23 protein-coding genes are annotated in these 23,551 nt (G+C 60.5%); 13 read left to right on the top strand and 10 right to left on the bottom strand.

What is annotated here, in order from left to right:
* Window positions 1–3: 3 nt before the first annotated feature.
* The 4 genes from QF043_RS28340 to QF043_RS28325 all read left to right on the top strand — a co-directional run bounded on the left by QF043_RS28340 (window position 4) and on the right by QF043_RS28325 (window position 3,547).
* Window positions 4–1,083 (top strand): heme A synthase, encoded by a 1,080-nt coding sequence (locus QF043_RS28340; protein WP_307421026.1) that lies wholly within the window; start codon window positions 4–6, stop codon window positions 1,081–1,083.
* The gene (gene cyoE / locus QF043_RS28335) at window positions 1,071–1,970 is read left to right on the top strand and encodes a heme o synthase (protein WP_065931975.1); all 900 of its coding nucleotides are present in this window, start codon (window positions 1,071–1,073) and stop codon (window positions 1,968–1,970) included. Before QF043_RS28340 ends, cyoE begins: the two co-directional genes overlap by 13 nt.
* Complete coding sequence (locus QF043_RS28330) at window positions 1,967–2,602, top strand: SCO family protein (RefSeq protein ID WP_056861000.1); 636 nt, start codon at window positions 1,967–1,969, stop codon at window positions 2,600–2,602. Before cyoE ends, QF043_RS28330 begins: the two co-directional genes overlap by 4 nt.
* A 615-nt stretch (window positions 2,603–3,217) precedes the next feature.
* The gene (locus QF043_RS28325; RefSeq protein ID WP_307421025.1) at window positions 3,218–3,547 is read left to right on the top strand and encodes a Bro-N domain-containing protein; all 330 of its coding nucleotides are present in this window, start codon (window positions 3,218–3,220) and stop codon (window positions 3,545–3,547) included.
* Window positions 3,548–3,862: 315 nt separating this feature from the next.
* Here the strand turns inward: QF043_RS28325 and QF043_RS28320 are convergent, their stop codons facing one another.
* From QF043_RS28320 to QF043_RS28310, 3 genes are read right to left on the bottom strand one after another with little or no spacing between them, the layout of a single operon-like run.
* Complete coding sequence (locus tag QF043_RS28320; protein WP_307421024.1) at window positions 3,863–4,636, bottom strand: MetQ/NlpA family ABC transporter substrate-binding protein; 774 nt, start codon at window positions 4,634–4,636, stop codon at window positions 3,863–3,865.
* Between the two features lie 50 nt (window positions 4,637–4,686).
* Window positions 4,687–5,361, bottom strand: coding sequence for a methionine ABC transporter permease (locus tag QF043_RS28315; RefSeq protein ID WP_065931971.1), 675 nt, complete (start codon window positions 5,359–5,361; stop codon window positions 4,687–4,689).
* Window positions 5,361–6,368: a methionine ABC transporter ATP-binding protein gene (locus QF043_RS28310; RefSeq protein WP_307421023.1), complete on the bottom strand. Its 1,008-nt coding sequence runs from the start codon at window positions 6,366–6,368 to the stop codon at window positions 5,361–5,363. Before QF043_RS28310 ends, QF043_RS28315 begins: the two co-directional genes overlap by 1 nt.
* A 267-nt stretch (window positions 6,369–6,635) precedes the next feature.
* Between QF043_RS28310 and katE the strand changes: the two genes are divergently transcribed.
* Window positions 6,636–8,777: a catalase HPII gene (gene katE / locus QF043_RS28305; protein ID WP_307421021.1), complete on the top strand. Its 2,142-nt coding sequence runs from the start codon at window positions 6,636–6,638 to the stop codon at window positions 8,775–8,777.
* A 101-nt stretch (window positions 8,778–8,878) separates the two neighbouring features.
* Here the strand turns inward: katE and QF043_RS28300 are convergent, their stop codons facing one another.
* From QF043_RS28300 to zur, 4 genes are read right to left on the bottom strand one after another with little or no spacing between them, the layout of a single operon-like run.
* Window positions 8,879–9,598: a PA5502 family lipoprotein gene (locus QF043_RS28300; RefSeq protein ID WP_307421020.1), complete on the bottom strand. Its 720-nt coding sequence runs from the start codon at window positions 9,596–9,598 to the stop codon at window positions 8,879–8,881.
* A gap of 37 nt (window positions 9,599–9,635) precedes the next feature.
* Window positions 9,636–10,424 carry a zinc ABC transporter permease subunit ZnuB gene (gene znuB / locus QF043_RS28295; RefSeq protein WP_058421933.1) on the bottom strand — a complete coding sequence of 263 codons (789 nt, stop codon included), beginning with the start codon at window positions 10,422–10,424 and terminating at the stop codon, window positions 9,636–9,638.
* Window positions 10,417–11,202 carry a zinc ABC transporter ATP-binding protein ZnuC gene (gene znuC / locus QF043_RS28290; protein ID WP_056861008.1) on the bottom strand — a complete coding sequence of 262 codons (786 nt, stop codon included), beginning with the start codon at window positions 11,200–11,202 and terminating at the stop codon, window positions 10,417–10,419. The genes znuB and znuC overlap by 8 nt, the downstream gene beginning before the upstream one ends.
* Window positions 11,202–11,684: a zinc uptake transcriptional repressor Zur gene (zur, locus tag QF043_RS28285; protein WP_056861009.1), complete on the bottom strand. Its 483-nt coding sequence runs from the start codon at window positions 11,682–11,684 to the stop codon at window positions 11,202–11,204. The genes znuC and zur overlap by 1 nt, the downstream gene beginning before the upstream one ends.
* Window positions 11,685–11,742: 58 nt before the next feature.
* On the opposite strand from zur, the gene QF043_RS28280 reads away from it, so the two are divergent.
* Window positions 11,743–12,672, top strand: coding sequence for a zinc ABC transporter substrate-binding protein (locus QF043_RS28280; protein WP_307421016.1), 930 nt, complete (start codon window positions 11,743–11,745; stop codon window positions 12,670–12,672).
* A 109-nt stretch (window positions 12,673–12,781) separates the two neighbouring features.
* Here the strand turns inward: QF043_RS28280 and QF043_RS28275 are convergent, their stop codons facing one another.
* Both QF043_RS28275 and QF043_RS28270 read right to left on the bottom strand, forming a co-directional pair.
* On the bottom strand, window positions 12,782–13,735 hold the full coding sequence (locus QF043_RS28275) for a homoserine kinase (RefSeq protein WP_307421014.1): 954 nt from the start codon (window positions 13,733–13,735) through the stop codon (window positions 12,782–12,784).
* 55 nt (window positions 13,736–13,790) lie between these two features.
* The gene (locus tag QF043_RS28270; RefSeq protein WP_017139093.1) at window positions 13,791–14,081 is read right to left on the bottom strand and encodes a DUF2782 domain-containing protein; all 291 of its coding nucleotides are present in this window, start codon (window positions 14,079–14,081) and stop codon (window positions 13,791–13,793) included.
* A 74-nt stretch (window positions 14,082–14,155) separates the two neighbouring features.
* Between QF043_RS28270 and polA the strand changes: the two genes are divergently transcribed.
* The gene (gene polA, locus QF043_RS28265) at window positions 14,156–16,933 is read left to right on the top strand and encodes a DNA polymerase I (RefSeq protein ID WP_307421013.1); all 2,778 of its coding nucleotides are present in this window, start codon (window positions 14,156–14,158) and stop codon (window positions 16,931–16,933) included.
* A 268-nt stretch (window positions 16,934–17,201) separates the two neighbouring features.
* Here the strand turns inward: polA and yihA are convergent, their stop codons facing one another.
* Window positions 17,202–17,843, bottom strand: coding sequence for a ribosome biogenesis GTP-binding protein YihA/YsxC (yihA, locus tag QF043_RS28260; protein WP_042943980.1), 642 nt, complete (start codon window positions 17,841–17,843; stop codon window positions 17,202–17,204).
* 204 nt (window positions 17,844–18,047) lie between these two features.
* Between yihA and QF043_RS28255 the strand changes: the two genes are divergently transcribed.
* The 6 genes from QF043_RS28255 to QF043_RS28230 all read left to right on the top strand — a co-directional run bounded on the left by QF043_RS28255 (window position 18,048) and on the right by QF043_RS28230 (window position 23,536).
* Window positions 18,048–18,257 carry a cytochrome gene (locus QF043_RS28255; RefSeq protein WP_307421009.1) on the top strand — a complete coding sequence of 70 codons (210 nt, stop codon included), beginning with the start codon at window positions 18,048–18,050 and terminating at the stop codon, window positions 18,255–18,257.
* A gap of 33 nt (window positions 18,258–18,290) precedes the next feature.
* Window positions 18,291–18,911, top strand: a complete 621-nt coding sequence (locus QF043_RS28250; protein WP_307421007.1) for a cytochrome c — start codon at window positions 18,291–18,293, stop codon at window positions 18,909–18,911.
* Between the two features lie 169 nt (window positions 18,912–19,080).
* A complete protein-coding gene (gene dsbA, locus QF043_RS28245) occupies window positions 19,081–19,716 on the top strand; it encodes a thiol:disulfide interchange protein DsbA (protein ID WP_017139088.1) in 636 nt (211 codons plus the stop codon).
* A gap of 7 nt (window positions 19,717–19,723) precedes the next feature.
* A complete protein-coding gene (locus QF043_RS28240) occupies window positions 19,724–20,605 on the top strand; it encodes an endonuclease/exonuclease/phosphatase family protein (RefSeq protein ID WP_370589433.1) in 882 nt (293 codons plus the stop codon).
* Window positions 20,602–22,671, top strand: coding sequence for a GGDEF domain-containing protein (locus QF043_RS28235; protein WP_307421006.1), 2,070 nt, complete (start codon window positions 20,602–20,604; stop codon window positions 22,669–22,671). The genes QF043_RS28240 and QF043_RS28235 overlap by 4 nt, the downstream gene beginning before the upstream one ends.
* Before the next feature lie 88 nt (window positions 22,672–22,759).
* Window positions 22,760–23,536, top strand: a complete 777-nt coding sequence (locus QF043_RS28230; protein ID WP_307421005.1) for an N-acetylmuramoyl-L-alanine amidase — start codon at window positions 22,760–22,762, stop codon at window positions 23,534–23,536.
* Window positions 23,537–23,551: the final 15 nt, after the last annotated feature.

The raw sequence follows: 23,551 nt of genomic DNA, 5'->3' as shown, positions 1-23,551 counted from the left end.
GTCATGGCCAAACCTGGATTTCGCCTCGCGTTGTTTGCCACTTTGCTGGCGCTGCTGGTCGTGCTGCTCGGCGCCTACACGCGCCTGACCCACGCCGGCCTCGGCTGCCCGGACTGGCCCGGCTGCTACGGTTTTATCAGCGTGCCGCAAAGCGAAGCCCAGCTGGCGCATGCCGAGCTGCATTTTCCCGATACGCCGGTAGAGGCCGACAAGGGCTGGGCCGAGATGACCCATCGCTACTTTGCCGGCACCTTGGGCCTGCTGATCGTGCTGCTGGCGGCGCGCTCGTGGAACCATCGGCGTGATCCGGGGCAGCCAGTAAAATTGCCGCTGTTTGTGTTGGCGGTGGTGTTTGCCCAGGCGGCGTTCGGTATGTGGACGGTGACGTTGAAGCTGTGGCCGCAAGTGGTCACGGGGCATTTGCTCGGCGGCTTTGCCACATTGAGCCTGCTGTTTCTGCTGACATTGCGACTGTCCGGCGTGCTGCCCGCATTGATCGTGCCCAGGCGCCTGCAATATTGGGGCACGGCGGGTCTGGTGCTGGTGATCGGGCAGATCGCGCTGGGCGGTTGGGTCAGTTCCAACTACGCAGCCGTGGCCTGTGTCGACTTGCCGACGTGCCATGGCGAGTGGTGGCCGGCGGCGGACTTTGCCAACGGGTTTCACCTCACCCAGCATATCGGCCCCAATTACCTCGGCGGCCAGCTCGACAGTGAAGCGCGCACGGCCATCCACCTGACCCATCGCATCGGCGCGGTGCTGGTGACGCTGGTGCTGCTGGGGCTGGCCTGGCAATTGCGCGCCGTGGGCATGACGCGGCTGGCAGGCCTGCTGCTGATCGCCCTCGCGGCGCAAATCTGCCTGGGCGTGAGCAATGTGGCGTTCGGCTTGCCGCTGCCGGTGGCGGTCGGGCACAACGCAGGCGGGGCGGGTTTACTGCTGACGCTGGTGCTGGTCAATTACCACGCCCGCACCAGCCTGGTCCGGGTGCGCAATCAGCTGCCGTTTGGCTGGCGCTTTATCCCGCGCAAGCACGTGTCGGGCCTCATCACCCTTAAAGGAGAGATGCCATGGCGACCTTGATCGGCGCGCGTCACGATCAAGCGATCTGGCGCGATTACCTGGAGCTGACCAAGCCGAAAGTGGTGGTGCTGATGCTCATCACGTCCTTGGTGGGCATGTTCCTCGCGACGCGCGCCGGGGTGCCGTGGACGGTGCTGGTGTTCGGCAATTTGGGCATTGCCCTGTGCGCCGGTGGCGCGGCAGCGGTCAACCATGTGGTGGATCGGCGCATCGACGCGGTGATGGCGCGCACCCATAAACGGCCGTTGGCAGAAGGGCGCGTGTCGCCCGTGGCGGCCTTGGCCTTTGCATTGTTTCTGGCTGTTGCAGGTTTGGCCTTGCTGCTGGCGTTCACCAACCCCTTGGCGGCCTGGCTCACGCTGGCCTCATTGCTGGGTTACGCGGTGATCTACACCGGTTTCCTCAAGCGCGCCACGCCGCAAAATATCGTTATCGGCGGCCTGGCCGGTGCTGCGCCGCCGCTGCTCGGCTGGGTCGCGGTTACCGGGCATGTCAGCGCCGAGCCGCTGCTGCTGGTGCTGATCATTTTTGCCTGGACCCCGCCGCACTTCTGGGCCCTGGCCATTCACCGCAAAGAGGAATACGCCAAGGCCGATATCCCGATGCTGCCGGTCACCCACGGCGAGCACTACACCAAGGTGCATATCCTGCTCTACACCTTCGCCCTGCTGGCGGTGAGCTTCATGCCCTATGTGATCCATATGAGCGGCCTGCTGTACCTGGCGTGTGCGCTGGTGTTGGGCGGGCGCTTTCTGCAATGGGCCTGGGTGCTGTACCGTGGCAGCAAGCCGCACGCGGCGATCAACACCTTCAAGTACTCTATCTGGTACTTGCTGCTGCTGTTTATCGCGCTGCTCGTCGACCACTACCTATTGTTGAACCTATGACTCGAACTCAAAAAACCGTCTTTATCCTGGTGGCCATCGTCGCGTTGATCATGGGCCTGACCGTTAACAAAGTGCTGAGCGGCAAAGGCCAGGGCGACCCTACCGCACTGATCGACGCCGGCATTATCCTGCTGCCGCAAAGCCGCCAGCTGCCGCCGGTGACCATGACCAATCAGGACGGCCAGCCAGTGGTGGTCAATGAGTTGAAAGGCAAGTGGAGCCTGCTGTTCTTTGGCTACACCTTCTGCCCCGACATCTGCCCGACCACCCTCGCGCAACTGCGCCAGATCAAGAGCGAGCTGCCTAAAGAGGCGGTGGATAAGTTGCAGGTGATCCTGGTCAGCGTCGACCCCAACCGCGACACACCGACCCAGCTCAAGCAATACCTGGGCTACTTCGACCCGCAATTCGAAGGCCTGACCGGCGCGAATGTGGAAGATGTGCAGAAAGTCTCGAATGCGGTGAGCATTCCGTTTATTCCGGCCGATACCAGCAAGCCCAACTACACCGTGGACCACAGCGGCAACCTGGCGCTGATCGGCCCGGATGGCACGCAGCGTGGGTTCATACGTGCGCCGTTGAATAACCAGAAGCTGGTGGCGCAGTTGCCGGGTTTGCTACAGCGCAAGTAGGCCAATCACTTACCTAACCCACAACACAAATAACCTGTGGGCGCTGGCTTGCCTGCCATAGCGGTGGCCCAGCTTGCATCTCAGTTGCTGACCCACCGCCATCGCAGGCAAGCCAGCTCCCACAGTGGTTTTGTGCAAGGGTTGAGCGTCGAGTCAGAACTCAAGATCTTTCAATCAACACTAAACACATGTGGGAGCGGGCTTGCTCGCGAAGGCGGTGGTTCAGTCGATAAATTGGGTGACTGACACTCCGCTTTCGCGAGCAAGCCCGCTCCCACATTGGGTTTTGTGCAAGATTTGAACAGGGTGTCGTCGGAGATTTCCCACGTGTTGTCGCGCTGTGCGTGAACTTGTTGGACGGTGTTGGGGTGGCTAGTCTTTGGCCTGTCGCTGCAAATTCAGTGACAGGGTGTGGAAGCCCTTATATCGTTAGGCGCACAAAGCGCCACCTAGTGTCAGGCGCTTTTTCTTGTCTGTGTTTTATGGTGGCTGTGCGCGGGGCGCTTTCGAGTGCGCCGGGTGCCTAACGTCCCGGTCTTCCACACCTGCGTACAGCCGCCACCCATTACGTGGAAGTAGTGCTTGGCGGTCCCTTGATACGTTAGGAGCTAGACCGTGCAAACACTTACCCCTGATCCACCGATCACACCCAAAGTCTTCACCCGCCATCATCACCAGCTGCACGCCGTGCTGGTTGACAGCCAACCCTGGTTCAGCGCCTCCGACATCGGCCATCTGATGGGCCTGCACCTAAACCCGGCGTTACTGCGCAAGCTCGATCCCGACCAACAACACACGTTGCCGCTGATCACTCATGGCCACTGTGCGCCGACGTTGATGGTCAGTGAGTCTGGCGTCTATGCGCTGCTTATCTACCACTACTACCCGGAGAACCGGTGCCTGCGCCAATGGCTGACCCATGAGGTGGTGCCAGCCCTGCGCTGATAGCAAAAGCCACGCAAAACAAAGCTGGTGGCACAGTTGCCGGGTTTGCTACAGCGCAAGTAGGCCAATCACTTACCTAACCCACAACACAAATAACCTGTGGGAGCAGGCAAGCCAGCTCCCACAGTGGTTTTGTGCAAGGGTTGAGCGTCGAGTCAGAACTCGGATCTTTCAATCAACACAAAACAAATGTGGGAGCGGGCTTGCTCGCGAAAGCGCAGTGTCAGTCGACTAGTAAGTGACTGAACCACCGCCTTCGCGAGCAAGCCCGCTCCCACATTTTTTGATCTTCGGTGTTGTGAAGATCGGGTTTGATCAGAACGCCGGCAGAATCGCGCCTTTGTACTTCTCAAGAATGAACGCTTTCACTTGCGGCGTGTGCAGGGCTGCAACCAGCTTCTTCACGGCGTCGGAATCCTTGTTGTCGTCGCGGGTCACCAGGATGTTCACGTAAGGCGAGTCGTTGCCTTCGATCACCAGGGCGTCCTTGGATGGGTCCAGCTTGGCTTCCAGGGCGTAGTTGGTGTTGATCAGCGCCAGGTCGACCTGGGTCAGCACGCGCGGCAGGGTCGCGGCTTCCAGTTCGCGGAATTTCAGGTTTTTCGGGTTGCCGGTAATGTCCTTGATGGTCGACAGGATGTTGGTCGGATCCTTCAGGGTGATCAGGTTGTGCTTGGCCAGCAGCAACAGGGCGCGACCGCCGTTGGTGGCGTCGTTCGGGATCACCACGTTGGCGCCATCTGGCAGCTCATCCAGTTTTTTGTATTTGCTGGAGTAGGCGCCCAGAGGCTCCAGGTGCACGGCAGCGACGCTCACCAAGTGAGTGCCCTTGGTTTTGTTGAACTCATCCAGGTACGGCTGGTGCTGGAAGAAGTTGGCGTCCAGGCGCTTTTCAGCCACCTGTACGTTTGGCTGCACGTAGTCGGTGAAGACTTTGACCTGCAAGTCCACGCCTTCTTTGGCGAGTACAGGCTTCACGAATTCGAGGATTTCCGCGTGGGGCACCGGCGATGCAGCGACTGTAATAGTCTCGGCAGCGTGGGCAGAAAACGCGGCAACGGCGGCGAAAGCAACCAGTAGTTTTTTCATCCAACAAGCTCCTTGTTCGGGCATGTGCCGGCGGGGGCCGGCAATGGCCGTTATTTTCGAGAGTAGTGTGTCACCAGCTTATCGCCGATGGTTTGCAGAATCTGTACCAGCACAATCAACATCACCACGGTGACGACCATTACGTCATCCTGGAAGCGTTGGTAACCATAGCGGATCGCCAGGTCACCCAGCCCGCCAGCACCCACGACGCCAGCCATGGCGGTGTAACCCACCAGGGCAATGGCAGTGACGGTGATTGCCGCAATGATGCCGGGTTTAGCCTCGGGCAGCAGTGCCTTGGTGATGATCTGCCGAGTGGTGGCGCCCATGGCTTGAGTCGCCTCGATGATGCCGCGATCCACCTCGCGCAATGCAGTTTCCACCAGCCGCGCGAAGAACGTCGAAGCGCCCACCACCAAGGGTGGGATCGCACCGGCCACGCCGAGCGAAGTGCCGGTGATAAAGATCGTCGTAGGGATCATCACAATCAGCAGAATGATAAACGGCAGAGAGCGTATGGCGTTGACGATAAATGCCAGCACGCCATAGGTGGCTTTCTGCTCGAGCAACTGACGTGGGCTGAACAGAAACAGCAGAACGCCCAGCGGCAAGCCAACCAGTACGGTGAAAACCAGCGAGGTGCTGAGCATCAGCATGGTGTCGCCGGTGGCAACCCAGATGTCGGCCCAGTCAACTTTGTCGAAATAATGCAGTAACGCGTCCATTAACGCAGTACCTCCATGTGCACATCGGCTGCGGTAAAGCGGGCGAAGGCCGCTTCCATGTCACCGCCGGTGATGGCCAGGGTCAGTTGCCCGTAGGGGGTGTCTTTGATGTGGTCGATGCGACCGGCAAGGATGCTGTAGTCCACTCCCGTTTCACGGGCGACGGTACCCAGCAATGGAGCGTAGGTCGCTTCGCCCTGGAACGTCAGGCGCACGATGCGGCCCGGTACATGGGCGAACACGTCACGCTGCTCGCCTTCATCGACTTGCTCGGCTTCTTGCACGAAGCGCTTGGTGGTCGGGTGCTTGGGGTGCAGGAACACCTCGGCCACCGAGCCTTGCTCGACGATCACGCCGGCGTCCATCACGGCGACCTGATCGCACACGCGGCGGATCACGTCCATTTCATGGGTGATCAGTACGATGGTCAGCTTCAACTCGCGGTTGATCTCGGCCAGCAGTTTGAGCACCGAGGCGGTGGTTTGCGGGTCGAGGGCGCTGGTGGCTTCGTCGCACAGCAAAATCTTCGGTTTGGTCGCCAGGGCGCGGGCGATGCCGACGCGCTGCTTCTGGCCGCCGGACAACTGCGCCGGGTACTTCCTGGCATGGTCCGAAAGGCCCACGCGGGCGAGCAGTTCAGCCACGCGCAGGTCGATGTCTTTACGCGACAACTCGCCGGCCAGGGTCAGCGGCAATGCCACGTTGTCGGCAACGGTCTTGGACGCCAGCAGGTTGAAGTGCTGGAAGATCATCCCGACTTGCTGGCGAAAACGGCGCAGGCCGTTGGCGTCCAGGGCAGTGACTTCTTCACCGTCGACGTTGATCTGACCGCCGCTTGGCTGCTCCAGGCGATTGATCAGGCGCAGCAGGGTACTTTTGCCCGCACCGGAGTGGCCAATCAGGCCGAACACCTGGCCGTTTTCGACGCGCAGGCTGGTGGGGTGCAGTGCGGGGATTTCCTTACCGGCGACGCGGTAGGTTTTATGGACGTTATGAAACTCGATCACGTAGCGAACCTTGTGGGGCGCATGGAAAAGGGATCAGCGGTTAGCCGGGCGCGCATTTTAGCCTGTCCGTATAGCGTTTCTTAGCATTTATTTCGCATTCATCCAGTGATTTGGCAATAACGCGATCAAAGGTCATAAAAAAGGAACGGCTAAAAACCCCATCAGTCATTACTTAAGCAACGCGATTTCCTCAGGTGCCGTGCCTGGGGTTTTGCTCAAACGAGCCGGGGGTCCGCTCTGGCCACTTTGATTAAGGAGTTTTGCCTGATGAGTACCAAGAAGCCAGCCACCCCGCCCAAGAGTGAGCTTGCGGGCACCGATACCCTGGACCGTGGCAACACCAACGCCAAGCTGCAAGCCCTCGAAGAGTTTCGCTCCGATGCGACCGGGCAGGCGCTGCGCACCAACCAAGGCGTAAAGATTTCCGATAACCAGAACACCCTTAAAGTCGGCGCCCGTGGCCCATCGCTGCTGGAAGACTTCATCATGCGTGAGAAAATCACGCACTTTGACCATGAGCGTATCCCGGAGCGCATCGTGCATGCCCGTGGCACCGGCGCCCATGGTTATTTCCAGACTTATCAGAACCATTCGGCGCTGAGCAAGGCCGGGTTCCTGCGCAACCCGGAGCATAAAACCCCGGTGTTCGTGCGTTTCTCTACCGTGCAGGGCCCGCGTGGTTCGGGCGACACCGTGCGTGACGTGCGCGGCTTTGCCGTGAAGTTCTTCACCGACGAAGGCAACTTCGACCTGGTGGGCAACAACATGCCGATCTTCTTCATTCAGGATGCGATCAAGTTTCCGGACTTTGTGCATGCGGTAAAACCTGAGCCCCATAACGAGATTCCTACCGGCGGCTCGGCCCACGATACGTTCTGGGATTTCGTCTCGCTGCAGCCGGAATCGGCGCATATGGTGCTGTGGGCCATGTCTGACCGTGCCATTCCGAAAAGCCTGCGCTCGATGCAGGGGTTTGGCATTCACACCTTCCGGTTGATCAATACCGAAGGTAAGTCCAGCTTCGTTAAATTCCACTGGCACCCGAAAGTCGGCACCTGCTCGCTGGTGTGGGACGAAGCGCAAAAGCTTGCCGGTAAAGACACCGACCACCACCGTCGCGACCTGTGGGAAGCGATCGAGGGCGGCGACTACCCTGAGTGGGAATTGGGCGTACAAATCGTTGCCGAAGAGGACGAGCACAAGTTCGACTTCGACCTGCTCGACCCGACCAAGATCATCCCCGAAGAGCTGGTGCCGATTACGCCGCTGGGCAAAATGGTGCTCAACCGTAACCCGGACAACTTCTTTGCCGAGGTCGAACAGGTCGCCTTTTGCCCAGGCCACATCGTGCCGGGTATCGACTTCACCAACGACCCACTGCTGCAAGGCCGCCTGTTTTCCTATACCGATACGCAGATCAGCCGACTCGGTGGCCCGAACTTTCATGAGCTGCCGATCAACCGGCCGGTCACGCCTTTCCATAATGGCCAGCGGGATGCCCAACATCGCACGGTGATCGACAAGGGCCGTGCGTCCTACGAGCCCAACTCGATTGATGGCGGTTGGCCGAAAGAAACGCCACCCGCGGCTCAAGATGGCGGGTTCGAAACGTATTACGAGCGTGTCGACGCCAACAAGGTGCGTGAGCGCAGTGAATCGTTCGGCGACCATTTCTCCCAAGCCACGCTGTTTTTCCACAGCATGAGCCACCACGAGAAAGAACACATTATCGCGGCCTATAGCTTCGAGTTGGGCAAGGTGGAGCGTGAGTTTATTCGCGCACGTCAGGTCAACGAGATCCTCGCCAATATCGACCTGGAACTGGCCAAGCGCGTGGCGCAGAATCTCGGTTTGCCGGCGCCGACCAAAGGCACAGTGCCGCCACGCAAGACGTCGCTCAAAGAGTCGCCGGCGTTGAGCCAGGTGAACCTGCTGTCGGGCGACATCAAAACACGCAAAGTCGCGATTCTTGCGGCTAACGGTGTGGATGGCGCGGCGATCGCGGCGCTGAAGACGGCGCTGGCCGCCGAAGGTGCGCATGCCAAGGTGCTGGGGCCGACGTCGGCACCGGTGAAGACTGCGGATGGCAAGAGCCTGCCGGTGGATGCGTCGATGGAAGGCATGCCGTCGATTGCGTTTGATGCGGTGTTCGTACCGGGCGGTAAAGAGTCGATCAAGGCGCTGAGCGGTGATGGTGTGGCGTTGCACTTCCTGTTGGAGGCATACAAGCATTTGAAGGCGATTGCGGTTGCCAGTGATGCCAAGCCGTTGCTGGATCAGCTTAAGCTGGAGGCGGATGCGGGGTTGATTGTTGGCGCGGATGCCAAGGCCTTCAAGGCATTCTTTGCGGCGATTGCGCAGCATCGGGTGTGGGCGCGGGAGCCTAAGGCCAAGGCGATTCCGGCTTAAGCTTTTGATTGTTTGTTAGATGGCTATCGCGGGCAAGCCAGCTCCCACCTTTGAACTGTGAATACATTCAAATGTGGCAGCTGGCTTGCCTGCGAATGGCTTTATTCGGTTTTACGCGGAATCAACACAACCTGCGCCGGGATGTGTTTCACAATCTGCCGGTGAATCTTCAGGTCATACGCCGAATCAATGCGCTTCACCCGTTTGGTCAGCAACGTGGCCAACCACGGGTAATCCTGGGTGCGCGGCGCCTGAATGGTCACATCGCACTGGTAATTCACCACATCGGTGGCGATCGCATCCAACTGATGGCGAAGTTCTTCAATATCGGTGAGGTTCAGCGCAACCGTGGTGCTTTGAGCCGCCGGGTCGATGACCTTGGCGGGTGGCTTGGCTTCAGCGGCTTTCAGGGCGGCTTCGGCTTTATCCAGCTCGGCTTTGCGGGCGTGGCTGATGGCGCTGTTGACGCCGCCAGTGAGCGCCGGAGCCTTGGGCATCAAGGCGCGTGCGCGGCTTAACGCCGTAGCGGCGGCATTCACATCACCTTTTTGCAACACGATCTGGCTGCGCTGCAGGTAGGCTTCGGCCAATTGGCGCTGGTAGTTTTCCAGCGCCGGGTCGTTGGGCGACTGGGCTTGCAGCGCGGCCAGCTGGTCTTCGGCGGTGGCCAGTTCACTGCTGGCCAGGTTTTGCTCCAGCTGCGCGATGGCCGCAGCACGCGGGTCCTGCGCCTGAGGGGCGGCGGGCGGTGTGCTTTGGCAGGCGCCCAGCAGCAGGGAAAATGCGGCAAGGAGCAGATAACGGGAGTTGAACGGCTTCATTCCTGCGACTCTCTATTTGCGCAAAAAGCGAGCAAGTCTACACCCCTCGACGGGGCAGGACAAAACTCAGCAGAAACAGGGCGGCGGCCGTGACCACAATCGACGGCCCGGCCGGCGTGTCCTTGAACCAGGACAGCGCCAGGCCCCCGCACACGGCGAGCATGCCCAGCAGGCTGGCGCCGATCGCCATCTGCTCGGGTGAGCGGGCATGGCGCTGGGCGGCGGCTGCGGGAATGATCAACAGCGACGTGATCAACAATACGCCGACAATCTTCATTGCGACAGCAATCACCACGGCGATCAACAGCATCAGGGTCATGCGCAGCGCCGGCACGGGCAAACCTTCCACGGTGGCGAGCTCTTCGTGCACGGTAATTGCCAGCAATGGGCGCCACAGGGTTACCAGCAGCACCAGCACAGCGGCGCTGCCGCCGAGGATCCAGGCAAGGTCGGTGGGGCTGATCGCCAACAGGTCGCCGAACAGGTAGGCCATCAGGTCGATGCGCACTTCATGCATGAAGCTCAGCACCACCAGGCCCAGCGACAGCGTGCTTGGCGCGAGGATGCCCAGCAGCGTGTCCGAGGCCAGTGGCTGGCGCTGTTGTAGGGTTACCAGCAGCACTGCCAGCAGCAGGCAGCCTACGGTGACGGCGATGGTCGGGCTTACATCCAGCAGGAAACCCATGGCCACGCCCAGCAGCGCGGCATGCGACAACGTGTCGCCAAAATAGGCCATGCGCCGCCAGACCACGAACGAGCCCAAGGGGCCCGCCACCAGTGCCAAAGCCAAGCCTGCCAGCAGGGCGTAGAGCAGAAAATCAGCCATGCTTGCAGCTATCTCCATGAACGTGGGGTTGAGGCGTAGCGGGATCGTCGACCACGGCGCCATGCAAATCATGGGCGTGGTCGTGATGGTGGTGGTAAATCGCCAGGCTCTGGGCGTTTTTGCCGAACAGCTCGACGAATGCCGGGTCGCCGCTCACCTGTTCCGGGTGGCCGGAGCAGCACACGTGGCGGTTGAGGCACACCACTTGATCGGTGGTGCTCATCACCAGGTGCAAGTCGTGGGAGACCATCAGCACGCCGCAGCCATGGCGGTCGCGCAGGCGGGTGATCAGGCTGTACAGCTCGGCCTGGCCGGCAACATCGACGCCTTGAACGGGCTCATCAAGGACCAGCAGCTCGGGTTCGCGCAACAGGGCGCGGGCCAGCAATACGCGCTGCATCTCGCCGCCGGAGATGCTCTGCACCGGGCTGTCGATGACCTGTTCGGCGCCGACTTCCTTGAGCGCCGCCTGCGCGCGCGCGCGGTCGACGCCAGGCACCAGGCGCAGGAAGCGCAGTACGGACAGCGGCAGCGTTGGATCGACGTGTAATTTTTGCGGCATGTAACCGACGCGCAGCTTGGGCTTGCGCCACACGCTGCCAGTGTCGGGCTTGAGCAGGCCAAGCACGGCGCGCACCAGCGTGGTCTTGCCGGCGCCATTGGGGCCGATCAGCGTCACGATCTGCCCCGGCTCGACGCTCAGGGCGATGTTATCCAGCACGTTTTGCCCGGCGAACGTGACCCCGACCTGCTCCAGGCGGATTAACGCGTTGCTCATCAAGCCCCCTGGCAACCGGAGCAGAGCCCCACCACTTCGACCGTTTGCCCTTCGACCTTGAAGCCCACGTCGGCGGAGCTTTTGACGATGGCGTCGCTGATGCTTTTTTGTTCAAGCTCGATGGCGGCATGGCACTCGCGGCAGATCAGGAACTGGCCCTGGTGCGCGTGCTCCGGGTGGCTGCAGCCGACAAAGGCGTTGAGCGAGGCGATGCGGTGCACCAGGCCGTTTTCCAACAGGAAGTCCAGCGCGCGGTACACCGTCGGCGGCGCGGCACGACGGCCGTCCTGCTCGCTGAGCACGCCAAGAATGTCGTAGGCGCCCAGCGGCTTGTGACTTTGCCACACCAGCTCCAGCACCCGACGACGCAGGGCGGTCAGGCGCAAGCCTTTCTGCGCGCACAGGGTATCGGCCTCCGACAGCGCGGTGTGCACGCAGTGAGAGTGGTCGTGGGGACGGCTGGCAAGCGGTGTTTTAGGCATGAGCGGCGACAGACATTTGATAGAGACGTTATTATGTTACCTGTTCCTACGCCATTGAGTGGTCATCGTGTCCCGACTTTTTCCCGTTTTTGTCGTATTTGTCACCAGTTTGTTCATTGCCGGGGCCGCTCAGGCTGAGGTCAAGGTGCTGACCAGCATCAAACCGTTGCAGTTGATCGCCGCTGCTGTGCAGGACGGCGTGGCGATTCCAGAGGTGCTGTTGCCGCCGGGCGCATCGCCGCATAACTATGCTTTGCGCCCATCCGACGTACGGCGCGTACAGTCGGTGGACCTGCTGTATTGGATCGGCCCGGATATGGAGAGCTTCCTGCCGCGCGTGCTCAAGGGGCGTAGCCTGCCGACCGTGGCAGTTCAGGACCTGCCTGGGATGAAATTGCGTCGGTTCGCCGAAGATAGCCACTCCCACGCCGATGATGCCGACGAACACGACCACGATCACCGCCCTGGCAGCCTGGATGCGCACTTGTGGTTGTCGACGGTCAATGCTCGGGTGATTGCAGCGCGTATGGCGTCTGACCTCAGCACTGCCGACCCGGCCAATGCCGCGCGTTATCAGAGCAACGTGAAGGCATTCGATGAGCGCCTGGACGCGTTGGATGCACGCTTGAAGGCGCGCCTGTCCAGTGTCGGCGACAAGCCGTACTTCGTGTTCCACGAGGCATTTGACTACTTCGAAGACGCTTACGGGCTCAAGCACACCGGCGTGTTCAGCGTGGCCGCCGAAGTGCAGCCAGGCGCCCAGCATGTGGCGGCGATGCGTACACGTTTGCAGGAAGTGGGTAAGACCTGTGTGTTCAGCGAGCCACCGCTACGGCCGCGTTTGGCCGAGACACTGGTGGCGGGCTTGCCGGTGAAACTGGCGGAGCTGGATGCGTTGGGCGGTTATACCCCGGCGACGGCGCAGGGTTACGAGCAGGTGCTGGAGAAGCTGGGGAATGACTTGGCTGGGTGCCTGGAGTCGCTCTGACTGCAAATACATAACCCATGTGGGAGCGGGCTTGCTCGCGAATGCGCAGTGTCAGTAAATACATCTATTACTGATCCACCGCATTCGCGAGCAAGCCCGCTCCCACATTTTAAAGTGCGAATGGCAGGTGGACGGTAACCTGCTGACGCTGCGCCAGCCGATGCTCGAACTCGGCCGGGTCATGGATCAGCACATCCTGCCCGGCGAACGATTCCGCGGCGATCAGGCGTGACAGCCAGAAGCGCACACACGCCACGCGCAGCAGGGTCGGCCACAACTCGGCCTCCTTGGCGGTAAACGGCCGCAGCCCCGCGTAGGCGCCCAGCAAGGCGCGGGCGCGTTGCCCGTCAATCACGCCATCGGCGTCGGAGCACCAGTCATTCAAGGCGATGGCCACGTCGTACAGCATCGGGCCTGAGCAGGCGTTGTAGAAGTCGATCAAGCCGGTGAGGTGCGTGCCTTCGAACATCGCGTTGTCGCGGAACAGGTCGGCGTGCACGTTGGCACGCGGCAGGGCGAGGATGTCGGCCTTGTGGGCTTGGATTTCGCTCAAGGACGCTTGCAGCAGGCGCTGCTGGGCGTCGTTCAGGTGTGAAATAAGCTGCGCGCCTTCAGTGAGCATCCACTCCAGGCCGCGATCAGTCTTGCGCTCCAGCACTTTGTCGCCTTGCGTTGCCAGGTGCAGGTGGCCGAGCAGGTCGCCGACCTGGGCGCAATGCTGGGCGTTGGCGTCCTTGATGTGCTTTCCGGCCAGGCGCGGTTGCAACAGCGCCGGTTTGCCCTTGAGTTCGCGAAGTGCCACGCCGTCGATGGTACGCAGGGCGTAAGGCACCGGCAGGTCGGCGTCGTGGAGTACATCGAGCAGTTCGATGAAGAATGGCATTTCCGCCACTGGGCCACGCTCAACCAGGGTCAGGACGAATTCGCCCTGTTCCAGGCTGATAAAGAAGTTGGTGTTTTCGCTACCGGCGGCAATCCCCTGGAAATCAAGCAGGCGGCCGAGCCCGTAAGGGGCGAGAAAGGTTTCCAGCTCGGGCCGAGCCAGGGGGGTGAACACAGACATGTTTAAACTGCCAGTACGGGCGCCGCGGTGCGCGGCGCCGGTTAAAATTAAGAAATCATTTCCATTCGAAGATCTTCCATGACGGGATCAGCATATCCGGCTGGTCAGAGCGGATGAAGTTCGCATCGGTTCCGTCCGCGCGCACCAGGAAATACGGTGGAAAGCCTTTTTGCGTCACCTTAATTGCGTACAGGAAGCCATTCTGGCGGTATTCCTGAATGGTCTTGTCGCCTTCCGTGCGAATGGTAACTTCCGGGTCGCCCGACGGTGCAGTATCTGCCGCCATGGCCACTATCGGAGTGAGTGCAATCAAGCCGGTCAACAACAGGCGATTTACTGTACGCATGATAACCTTGTCCCTTTGTCGTCATTGGTCCGGCTATTCTAGCGCCTGACCCGCCGAAAAGGTTGATCCTGCTCATGAGCCAAGCCCCCCTCGTCCTGGTGGACGGTTCTTCTTATCTGTACCGCGCCTTTCACGCGTTGCCACCGCTGACTACGTCCAAAGGCCTGCCCACTGGTGCGGTCAAGGGCGTGTTGAACATGCTCAAAAGCCTGCGCAAGCAGTACCCGAACAGCCCGTTCGCGGTGGTGTTCGACGCCAAGGGTGGGACCTTTCGCGATGAGATGTACGCTGAATACAAGGCCAACCGCCCGAGCATGCCCGATGACATGCGCCTGCAAATCGAGCCCCTGCACCAGAGCGTGATCGCCCTGGGCTTCCCGTTGCTGTGCGTTGAAGGCGTCGAGGCCGATGATGTAATCGGCACCCTGGCCCGCAGCAGCGCGGCGGCTGACCGTCCGGTAGTGATCTCTACCGGCGACAAGGACATGGCGCAGCTGGTCGACGGGCACATTACCTTGGTCAACACCATGACCGGTAGCTCGATGGACATCGAGGGCGTGAAGGAGAAATTCGGTGTCGCTCCGGAGCAGATCATCGATTATCTGGCGCTGATGGGCGATTCGTCCGACAACATCCCAGGCGTGCCGGGCATTGGTCCGAAGACGGCTTCCGGCTTGCTGATGGGCGTGAATGGCGGCATCAAAGAGCTGTATGAGCAGTTGGATATCGTGCCGACCTTGCCCATCCGTGGCGCCAAGACGCTGCCGGCCAAGCTGGAAGAGCATAAGGAGATGGCATTCCTGTCCTATCAGTTGGCGACGATCAAGGTCGACGTGCCGCTGGATGTGGGCCTGGATGATTTACACCTGATCGAGCCCGACCGCGAAAAACTGCTGGAGCTGTACACGCTGCTGGAGTTCAAGAGCTGGTTTGATGAGATTCAGCGCGATGCCAAGCGCGTCGAGCTCAAGGCTGCTCCAGTTGTTGAGGACGCCGTCGAAGTCGCGGCACCCGCAGAAGCGTCCTACACCACGATCCTCGACCAGGCGACATTCGATGCCTGGCTGAAAAAGCTCAACGCGGCAAAATTGTTCGCGTTCGACACCGAAACCACGGGGATCGATGCGCAGCAGGCGCAACTGGTCGGTGTCTCCTTTGCCGTGCAGCCCCATGAAGCGGCCTACATCCCGCTGACCCATTCCTACATCGGTGCGCCGCAACAACTGGACCGTGACACGGTACTGCTGGCCTTGAAGCCGTTGCTGGAAGACGCGACCAAGCTCAAGGTCGGCCAGCACGCCAAGTTCGACATGAACATCCTGGCCAACTGTGCCATCGGCGGCGACCAGGCCAACGGTATTACCGTGCGCGGCATTGCCTTCGACACCATGCTCGAATCCTACGTGCTGAACTCCACCGCGACCCGGCACGATATGGACAGCCTGGCCAAGAAGTACCTGGACTACGACACCGTGAGTTTCCAGGACATCGCCGGCAGAGGCGCCAAGCAGCTGACGTTTGATCAGATCCCGCTTGAGCAAGCTGGGCCTTACGCGGCCGAAGATGCCGACGTGACGCTGCGCCTGCACCAGGCTTTGCATGCACAGCTTGAAGCCATTCCAAGCCTTGCCAGTGTGCTGACCGACATCGAAATTCCCTTGGTGCCGGTGCTGGCGCGTATCGAGCGCCAGGGCGCGCTGGTGGATAAGGCGCTGCTGGGCATCCAGAGTATCGAGCTGGGCAACAAGATGGTGGAACTGGAGCGCCAGGCGTTTGAGATCGCCGGTGAAGCGTTCAACCTGGGCTCGCCCAAGCAACTCGGGGCGATCCTCTACGAGAAGCTCGGTTTGCCGGTACTGAAAAAGACCGGCAAAGGCCAGGCATCCACGGCTGAAGAAGTGTTGGCCAAGCTGGCCGAAGATGACTTCCTGCTGCCCAAGGTACTGATGCAGTACCGCAGCATGAGCAAGCTTAAAAGCACCTACACCGATCGCCTGCCGGAGCAGATCAACCCGCGTACCGGGCGTATTCACACGTCTTATCATCAGGCGGTGGCGGCCACCGGGCGTTTGTCGTCCAGTGATCCGAACCTGCAGAACATCCCGGTGCGCACTGCCGAAGGGCGGCGCATTCGCCAGGCGTTTGTCGCGCCCAAAGGCTACAAATTGCTGGCGGCGGACTACTCGCAGATCGAGCTGCGGATCATGGCGCACTTGTCCAAGGATGAGGGGCTGATGAATGCGTTCCGTAATGACCTGGACGTGCACACCGCCACCGCCGCCGAAGTGTTCAAGGTTGAGCTCACGGAAGTCACGTCGAACCAGCGCCGCAGTGCCAAGGCCATTAACTTTGGCCTGATCTACGGCATGGGCGCGCAGAAGCTCGGCAAGGACATTGGCGTCGATACCAAGACCGCCAAGGCCTACATTGATGTGTACTTTGCGCGCTACCCGGGCGTTCGTGAATACATGGAGCGCACCCGCGCCCAGGCGGCCGACCAGGGTTATGTCGAAACCTTCTTCGGGCGTCGGCTGTACCTGCCCGACATCAACTCCAACAAGCCCCAGGAGCGCGCGGCCGCTGAGCGCACGGCGATCAACGCGCCGATGCAAGGCACTGCAGCGGATATCATCAAGAAAGCCATGGTGCTGGTGGACAACTGGCTGACCGAGTCGGGCCTGGACGCCAAGGTGATCCTGCAGGTGCACGATGAATTGGTGCTTGAGGTGCGTGAGGATCTGGTGGAGCAAGTCAGCGAGAAGATCCGCGAGCATATGAGCGCGGCGGCCAAGCTGGACGTGCCATTGGTGGTGGACGTGGGCGTGGGCGATAACTGGGACGAAGCACACTGACCGCGCGGCTCTGCCATTGCCGAGGGTGATGGCAGAGCGCTTTAGATCAGAAAGCGTCGCAGGTTATTTCCAATAGTTTTTTGACCGGCCGGAACTTAACCCGTGAACTGTGACTCAGAGTTACTGAATGGGTGGTGAAGCCCTTCAATGCTCCTATGTTGTGTTAAGTGTTGGCAGATATCTGGACCCCGCCCTAGCGGTCCGGAACTTGGACCCCGAACTTCCCCTCCCCATACGAAGTCCGGGGTTTTTTTTGCCCGCAGAAAAGTTATTCGGCGATTTCCGCGCCCTTGTCTGCCAATTCCATCCAGCCGGCCAGTACGGTGTAGGCGTCTTCCAGGCCCATGCGCTTGGGCGCCGAGAACAACTGGATGGTGATCGCGTCGCCCCAACCCTTACGGATTTCGGACTGCACTTTGAGCAAGGTGTTCTTGGCCGCGCCGTAGGTCAGCTTGTCGGCCTTGGTCAAAAGGATATGCATTGGCATACCGCTGGCGACGGCCCAGTCGAGCATCAGCAGGTCGAAATCGGTCATTGGATGACGGATGTCCATCATCAGAATCAAACCCTTCAAACTCTCGCGGCCACCCAGGTACGCCTCCAGGTGACGCTGCCAGTGCAGCTTCAACGGGATAGGGACTTTTGCATAACCGTAGCCCGGCAGGTCGACCAGACGCCGATCATCGTCTAGCTTGAAGAAATTGAGCAGTTGCGTGCGGCCCGGAGTTTTCGAGGTGCGCGCCAGGCTGGCGTGGGTCAGGGTGTTCAGCGCGCTGGACTTACCGGCATTGGAACGGCCGGCAAAGGCGACTTCAAAGCCTTCGTCATCGGGGCATTGGTCCACTTTGGCGGCGCTGAGCATGAACGTGGACTGTTGGCACAGGCCGAGGATGGGATTCTTGAGTTGCATGAGATTTCCGATGTGGGCGGTGCCGAGAAAGGGTGCGGCAAGCGGTGTCGTTTCCGTTTCAGTAGCGCCAGTATATAATGCCGCAGATTTTGTGTGTGCTTTGTCCCAGCGAAGGATGAAGTTCACGGGAGCGAAAGACCTTCATTGCGCATTAGAACGCAAAACGCTCTCAAACCCTGAAAAGGTCGATGTATGACCTGATGGTTGCGCACTTTTGGTGTCCTGATCGCGCTTTTAGGCGCTCAGGCTACACAGGATCCAGAGGCGCTGTACAACCGAGTTTGCATGGCTAAGCTGATGCAACACGTGACTCAGGGTTTCAAGGCAATGCCGCCGCGTGGTTTGTGCATGGACTGCAGTACTGAGGATTACCAGGCCATCAACGAGTTGATGGTGAGTAAACCCGGTAGATAACTCTTAAACCCTTAGCCGTAGTTGGATTAGCTGATGAACAAACTGATCGTGAGTCTGCTGTTGACCCTGGGCATCACTGGCGCTGCCGTCGCTGCAGAGGGCCCCCTTAAAGGTGATGCCACTGCCGGTCAAGCGAAAGCCGCCGTATGTGGTGCTTGCCATGGACCGGATGGCAACAGCCCGGCGCCGAACTTCCCCAAACTGGCAGGTCAAGGTGAGCGTTACCTGACCAAGCAGATGCACGACATCAAGGACGGCAAGCGCACGGTGCTGGAAATGACCGGCCTGCTGACCAATCTCAGCGATCAGGACCTGGCGGACCTCGCGGCGTATTTTGCCAGCCAGAAAGGCAGTGTGGGAGCTGCTGATCCGAAGCTCGTGGCTCACGGTGAAGAGCTGTTCCGTGGCGGTAACCTGGAAAAAGGCATGCCTTCCTGCCTCGGTTGCCACTCGCCTAACGGCGCAGGCCTTGCCGAAGCAGGCTTTCCGCACTTGAGCGGCCAGCATGCGCAATACATCGCCAAGCAGCTGACGGACTTCCGTGAAGGTAATCGCACCAACGACGGCGATACCAAAATCATGCAGAGCATCGCCGGCAAGTTGAGCAACAAGGACATCGAAGCGGTTTCCCAGTATATCCAGGGCCTGCACTGATCCGGGCCATACGTTAACGCTCGATTAATCCATCGATGCAAGCATAAAAAGGGTGGCTTAGGCCGCCCTTTTTTGTGGCCGGTGCCGTTACACTAACGAACTCATGTCCGCGTAGACCTGTCACAACTAAAGGTCGCGTGAGGCGACTTTATTTGTCCAGGAGTAAAGCATGCGTAATCTGATCCTCAGCGCCGCTCTCGTCACTGTCAGCCTTTTCGGCATGACCGCGCAAGCTGCCGACGTGCCGCTTGAAGCCGGTAAAACCTACGTTGAATTGGCCAACCCGGTTCCGGTCTCGGAGCCAGGCAAGATCGAAGTGGTGGAGCTGTTCTGGTATGGCTGCCCGCATTGCTACGCCTTTGAGCCGACTATCAATCCTTGGGCCGAAAAACTTCCGTCCGACGTTAACTTCCGACGCATCCCGGCCATGTTCGGCGGCCCATGGGATGCCCACGGCCAACTGTTCCTGACCCTGGAAGCCATGGGTGTCGAGCACAAGGTTCACAACGCTGTATTTAATGCGATTCAAAAAGAAGGCAAGCGCCTGACCAAGCCTGACGAAATGGCTGACTTCGTTGCCACCCAAGGCGTCGACAAGGACAAGTTCCTGGCCACCTTCAACTCCTTCGCTATCCAGGGCCAAATCAAACAGGCCAAGGAACTCGCGCAGAAGTATGGCGTGCAAGGCGTACCGACCATGATCGTCAACGGTAAATACCGTTTCGACCTGGGCACTACCGGTGGTCCTGAGCAAACCCTCAATGTTGCCGACCAACTGATCGCTAAAGAGCGCGCAGCCAAGTAAGGGGGCCATCATGCGCGGCTGGGGTACTGAACGTAGTGTTGGCCTGCATGAACCGCGGGTCAACGAACACCACCTGGAGTCCACGGGGTTGCCGGCAGACAGCCGTCTGCGGCTGCTCAGCTTCAATATCCAGGTGGGCAACAGTACCGAGAAGTATCGGCACTACCTCACCCGTGGCTGGCAGCATCTGCTGCCGCACAAAGGGCGTACCGGTAATCTGCAGAAAATCGGCGACCTGCTCAACGACTTCGATCTGGTCGCCTTGCAGGAAGCCGACGGCGGCAGCATGCGCTCCGGTTATGTCAATCAGGTGGAGCACCTCGCCCATCTCGGTGCTTTCCCTTATTGGTATCAGCAACTCAACCGCAACCTCGGGCGCCTGGCGCAGCACAGCAATGGCGTGCTCAGCCGCTTGAAGCCGACTGCCATCGAAGACCACCCGCTGCCCGGCCCAAAAGGGCGCGGCGCGATTCTCGTGCGTTTCGGCGAAGGCCCGGAAGCCTTGGTGGTGGTGATGATGCACCTGGCGCTTGGAGCGCGTACACGCAACCTCCAGTTGGCCTACGTGCGTGATCTGATCGGCAACTACAAACACCAGGTGCTGATGGGGGACATGAACACCCATGCCACCGACCTGTTGCAGAATTCCCCGTTGCGCGACCTCGGGTTACTGGCGCCGCAAGTCGAAGCCACGTTCCCCAGCTGGCGCCCGCAACGTTGTCTGGACCATATCCTGCTCAGCCCGAGCCTCACACTGGAAAGTGTGCAGGTGCTGGCGCAGCCCATTTCCGATCACCTGCCGGTCGCGGTAGAGATTCGTCTGCCGGGTTCGCTCACGGCTGATGCATTGCCCGCGTTGAGCCCAGGCCCTCGCGGACCCCTTGCATGAGCGACGACGCCCAGCGCTGGAAAGAGAAATACCTTAAAAGCGTTGAGCAGCAAGACAAGCTCGAACGCCGCTGGGCCGCGCGCCTCGACCTGCTGCGTCGAGGCCTGGTGCGCAGCACGCTGGCGGCAGAAGGTACTGACCGAGCGGTTGATCAATGCATGAAGGAGATGCGCGATGTGGTGCGCACCGACGACATGGACGCCGCCCTCGCCGCCTTGCTGCCACGTCTGGAAAAGGCCGTGCTCGATTCGGAGCAGCGCCGCGAAACCCGGGTCGACCAGATCAGCACCGCGCTGACGGCCTTGGTCGCGCAGTTGCAGAAGCTGCCCCTGCCGCGTGAAGTCGCCCGCCCGCTGAAAACCTTCGCCAAGCAGCTGGATGGTCGAGTCGGCCAGGCGCGTGAGATCCCGCTGCTGCTCAGCGAATTGAGCAGCCTGCAAGGGCAGGCGCTGAATAACCTGGAGCCGGAAGGCGAAGCCGCGCGCCCTGGGCCAGGCCTGCTGCAACGCCTGTTTGGTGCAAAGGATGTGTCGAATGAGGCGCCGGTGGTTGAATCTGCCCCGCTCTATGCACCGCAACCGCCGGCGCCGAAACCTGACGCTGCCAAAGTCGCGCCCGAGCCTCTGGAACCCGCGCAATCCGAAGAGCTGACCCAAGCCTTGCGCGCCTTCACGCCATTGCCGGTAACGCCGGCCGCCGCGCAGCCTGAATCGGCTGAGCCGGTCAAAGTGGCTGAAGTCGCCGGCGAAACCTTTGTCTTCGAGGCTGCGGCGCTGGAGCAAGTCCCCGTCGCGCCTGTCGAAGTCTCTGAGCCAGAGGTGCCCGAGCCAGCGGTAGAGGAAGCCGCGCCTGAAAGCGCCCTTGCTGCATTTATCGAAGAACCGCAGGTTGAGGTCGACACGCCAGATCAAACGGTCATCGGCAGCCTGTCGCTTCCGCCCGTGCTGGAAACCTGCGAGCCCGAGCCCGATGCGCTGCAACCGGACGGCACCTATGCCCTGCCCGACTCCCCCGAACCGTCCTACAGCTCGGTCGCCAAGCATATCGAAGACACCTTGCTCGGCTTGCTGGAGGATCTGTCCTTACCCGAGCGCCACCGGCCTCAGGCCGAAGCCATGCGCGAGCGGTTGGCCCACGGCCTGAACTGGTACGAATTGCTGCCCATCCTCGATGACCTGGCGGTGCTGATGCTGGCGATTACCGACAGCGGCCAGCATGAGTTCGAGGCCTACCTCAAGCAGCTCAATGAACGCCTTGAAGCTTTTCAGGGCCATCTGCAGGTGGCCAGCGAGGGGCACGCCGACAGTCGCTCGGCTGCGCGGGAGCTGGATACGCAGATCCGTGAACAGGTCGACGGCCTGCAAAGCAGCGTGCAGGAAGCTGCTGACCTGGACAGCCTCAAGCATGTACTGGAAAGCCACCTTGAAGGCCTGCTCGGCACCATGGACGAACACCAGCAGCAGCGTGACCAGCGCGAGCAGGAAGTCGCGGCGCGGCTCAAAAGCCTGGCTGAGCGGGTGGCGAACATGGAGCAGGAAGCCCAAGGTTATCGCGAACATTTGGAAGTGCAGCGCCAGAAAGCCTTGATCGACCCGCTCACCGGCCTGCCCAACCGTGCGGCCTGGAGCGAGCGCCTGGACCATGAAGTAAATAGCTGGCATCAGCGCGGCAACAGCCTGTCACTGGCCATGCTCGACCTGGACCACTTCAAGCGCATCAACGATGGCTACGGCCACTTGGCGGGCGACAAGGTGTTGAAGATCATCGCTAATGTGTTGCACAAGCGCCTGCGCCCCGACGATTTTATCGCGCGATTTGGGGGTGAAGAGTTTGTATTGTTGATGCCGGATTCAGCCCTGGCAGATGCGCTGGACGTAGGTGAGGTGCTGCGTTCGGCCATCGAAGCGTGCCCGTTCCACTTCAAGGGCGAGCCGGTGACCATCACGGTGTCCATGGGCGTGGCGCAGTTTCAGCCGGGCGAACGCAGTGACCTGGCGCTAAAGCGTGCCGATGAGGCGTTGTACCGGGCAAAGGCAGCTGGACGCAACCGGGTGCAGGCGGCGTAAAAGATGTTCCATTTTGTGATTTGACCGTCGAGCCCCAAACCATCCGTTACACTGTTGCATTATCGTCTTCTACGTACTGTCTTCCGCCATGAAATCTTTTTGCATCGCCTTTGTGTTTCTCCTGCTCGCCGGCTGCGCCAGCGGCCCGCGGCTGAACACCAGCCACCCTTCGTCGAACCACGACAACCGGGTGCAGTTCGTCATTGTCCATTACACCTCGGCCAGCCTTGAGCGCTCCCTGGCGCTGCTCACGCATGGCCAGGTCAGCAGCCATTACCTTATCGGCGACGACGCTTCAGGCACCATCTACAAGCTGGTGGACGAGAGCCAGCGCGCCTGGCACGCCGGTGAAAGCGAGTGGGCGGGCCGCACCTGGCTCAATTCCAGCTCCATTGGCATCGAAATTGTTAACCCAGGTTATACAGATTCGCCGACCGGCCGCCTGTGGTACCCGTACTCAGAGGCCCAGGTGCAGTCGTTGGTGGTGTTGCTCAAGGACATCAGCAAGCGCAACGGCATTGACCCCAGGAACATCATCGGCCACAGCGACATTGCGCCATTGCGCAAGCTCGACCCGGGCCCGTTGTTCCCGTGGAAGCGCCTGGCGGCTGAAGGTTTGGGCGTGTGGCCGGATGCACAGGCGGTGGCTCGGTTCCAACAGCAATATGCCGTCAGCCTGCCGAGTATCACGTGGTTCCAGGAAGAACTGGCGCGCCTGGGCTACCAGACGCCGCAGACAGGTGAGCTGGATGTGGCCACGCGACATGTGATCGCGGCATTCCAGATGCACTTCCGGCCATCACGGTTTGACGGCACGCCGGATGCTGAAAGTGCTGCGATCCTGAGCGCATTGAACCGCCGCTAGGTGTAACCCCATTCA

The organism is Pseudomonas sp. W3I7 (assembly GCF_030816095.1).
GTDB lineage: Bacteria > Pseudomonadota > Gammaproteobacteria > Pseudomonadales > Pseudomonadaceae > Aquipseudomonas > Aquipseudomonas salomonii.
The sequence above is the reverse complement of the archived record's forward strand: the minus strand, read 5'-3'. Positions and strand labels throughout refer to the sequence as shown.